Raw genomic sequence first — 1,085 nt, forward strand, 5'->3', positions numbered from 1 at the left:
TCTTAACAGAATCGGCCCCCTCATCCCTATTCTCGATCGCTACTGGTCCACCAACCGGAAGGCAGCCAAATACCGCCATGAAAAGCTATTTTTGCCGGTGTCATCATATATCCCCAAGCTTCGCCGATCAATTCTCGCTCTAGATTATAAATAGGAATTCTGCGACGCTGATACTCGTTTTCTTCTGGAGATCTGCCGGGTTGATAATCTTCCAAACCATCCAAAAGCCCTATATCATAATCTGCGTTAAAAGTCAATAAAATTCCCTTGACCCAGCCATCCCCCTCGGTCAGTCCGGGATAACCGAGGGCGGTAAGATGGTATAAATACCCCTTTGTGTAGGCGGTTTTAGAGTTGATCACTTTTCCCGCACAGTAGGCAGAATAGTTACTCTGCTTAGGTTTCAGGGTTCCATAAACAAAAACTTCCATCATCGGTCTAATTGTGCTGCTACTCCTCCTAATAGGATATCGCGAACAAATTGACTGGCTAAAAGTTCGTGGGGAAAACCGAGGGAAATAGCACTGATATTATCGAGTCGTTGCAGCTGTTCCCCAGTCAGGTTAAAGTCCACACAGGCTAAATTATCCTGCAATTGGGACAATTTTCGAGCGCCAATGATAGGAATTACGGCGTTAGGCCGATTTCTTAGCCAATTTAATGCCACTTGTGCCGGTGATTTCTCAATTTCTCTGGCTATCTCTAGGACAGTCTCGGCAATTTTTAAATCGCGATCAAAAATTTGAAAAGGTTGGTCGGTCATGCTTAAACGTCCATCGACGGGGTTGGGTTGATTATATTTTCCCGTTAAAACTCCTCCTCCCAGGGGACTCCAAGCTGTCACCCCGATATTTAATGCTTTGGCCATGGGCAATAATTCCCGTTCGGGGGTGCGTTCCTTGAGAGAATATTCTATTTGTAGTCCGATAAAGGGTGTCCATCCCCGCAGGGTGGCCAGGGTGTTCCCTTGGGAGACAATCCAAGCAGGACTGTCAGAAATGCCGATATAAAGCACTTTTCCCATCCTGACCAAATCATCGAAAGCGCGCATCACTTCTTCGATAGGAGTGAGAGAGTCCCAAAGA

The 1,085-nt window shown here is 46.3% G+C and carries 2 protein-coding genes; both read right to left on the reverse strand.

Annotated features, from left to right (window positions below; genetic code table 11):
- Positions 1–26: 26 nt before the first annotated feature.
- Positions 27–434 carry a gamma-glutamylcyclotransferase family protein gene (locus PX481_RS01225; protein ID WP_288093254.1) on the reverse strand — a complete coding sequence of 136 codons (408 nt, stop codon included), beginning with the start codon at positions 432–434 and terminating at the stop codon, positions 27–29.
- Positions 431–1,085 (reverse strand): aldo/keto reductase (locus tag PX481_RS01230; RefSeq protein WP_288093257.1); only part of this gene is annotated, 655 nt, incomplete at its 5' end. The genes PX481_RS01225 and PX481_RS01230, both read right to left, overlap by 4 nt.

This window comes from Microcystis sp. M53603_WE2 (assembly GCF_030065435.1).